The organism is Shigella sp. FC1967, assembly GCF_001743005.1.
GTDB lineage: Bacteria > Pseudomonadota > Gammaproteobacteria > Enterobacterales > Enterobacteriaceae > Proteus.
Genome location: NZ_MIIZ01001011.1, coordinates 1 through 1,320 on the forward strand (window position 1 = coordinate 1; position 1,320 = coordinate 1,320).

The 1,320-nt window shown below is 33.4% G+C and carries 3 protein-coding genes; 1 reads left to right on the top strand and 2 read right to left on the bottom strand.

Annotation, left to right across the window (positions count from 1 at the left end):
* Positions 1-193, bottom strand: a 193-nt coding sequence (locus tag BHE89_RS17490) for a hypothetical protein (RefSeq protein ID WP_141008329.1), incomplete at its 3' end; no start/stop codon positions are given.
* 357 nt (positions 194-550) lie between these two features.
* Between BHE89_RS17490 and BHE89_RS23905 the strand changes: the two genes are divergently transcribed.
* Entirely contained in the window at positions 551-712 is a 162-nt protein-coding gene (locus BHE89_RS23905) for a hypothetical protein (protein ID WP_171742531.1), read from the top strand.
* Positions 713-779: 67 nt separating this feature from the next.
* Here BHE89_RS23905 and BHE89_RS17495 read toward each other — a convergent pair whose 3' ends face one another.
* Entirely contained in the window at positions 780-1,133 is a 354-nt protein-coding gene (locus tag BHE89_RS17495) for a hypothetical protein (protein ID WP_128860674.1), read from the bottom strand.
* Positions 1,134-1,320: the final 187 nt, after the last annotated feature.

Sequence of the window (1,320 nt, forward strand, 5' to 3'; positions counted from 1 at the left end):
TCACGCGTTGATGAGAAGAAGCCGTCGGTTTCAAAATGGGTTTAGGTAATTCAATGGGTTTAGGTGGAGCATAGGATAGTGAGCGTGCCTCCATAAAAAGTTTAGCGGGCATGACAGAAACCGGTGTTACTTGTCCCCCCGCAGTCGTTCTTCCTTCCTCGTTATTTTTTCCGTGAATAAGGTATTCAGGCATCTATCGCTTCCTAAAATAAAGAGATTTAATGAAGTAAGAATAGTGAATAAAAAAGATATTGATTCAGTAATAATTGAAATACGGATAAGACCCATTATGTTAAACGGACGAGTTTACACCTTAAAACCGCCCGTTAATCACCATCAGAACGCATCAGCACGATTTTAAGCACCAAATACACCCCATAACACCCAAAATCCACCCTGAAAGTTTAGAACGGTTTCTGTGCCGTTTTGGCTCATTTTTAACATTTCTTTTTTTTAAACCTAAAAATACGGTTAAAGTCTTTAAAAGCACGCAATTCTTTATGAGGGAACGTATGAAAACGAAAAAAAAAATTAAAAAAACGAAACTGAAATGCGTAAATGGAAAAGGCTCAACCAAATGGTAAAAAGGAAAAATCGGTTTAGTCAGGCGCAAATAGAGCAATGGAAAAAGGAGCAAGAAGACCAAGAGCAACGAGATGCATGGCTTACTGAAAGTGAAGAGGCGATAAAACGCCACATGAGAGACTTGTAGCGTTTAACATAAAAGGGATTAGAAGAACCTATCTGTTGATTTTAATGAAATAGAATTGTTTTTTATTTTAATCACAGTCATACCTATTAAAAATAAAAAATGCAGTGCTTTTTTCTGCACCTTTGTAGATAAAAGTTCCAGTAACTGGGTAGGTAGAATTGTTAAACCAATGTTTATCACACCAACTCATCCTTACCATTCTTAATACATTATCTTTAAGTTTATCACTGATTTCATTGGTTATTTTTATTGATGTGGTGTAGCTGAATATAAGTCCGTTCTCAGTGGATTTTACTTTTTCAGCCACAGTATAGTCATCAATTCGTTTTGGTAAATTTTTGTTTAATATGATAGAGGTAGATTTCAGCTCATTAATGATTTCTAATTTTGAATTGGCAAATGATGAGGCACTAAATGTCATAGCACTTGTAATTAGCAGAAACAGAAATATTTTTGAAATTCATTCAAGAACCTATTTTTTTTATTGTAAATCAATTAATTAATTAATGTGAGGCACTAAATGTCATAGCACTTGTAATTAGCAGAAACAGAAATATTTTTGAAATTCATTCAAGAACCTATTTTTTTTATTGTAAATCAATTAATTA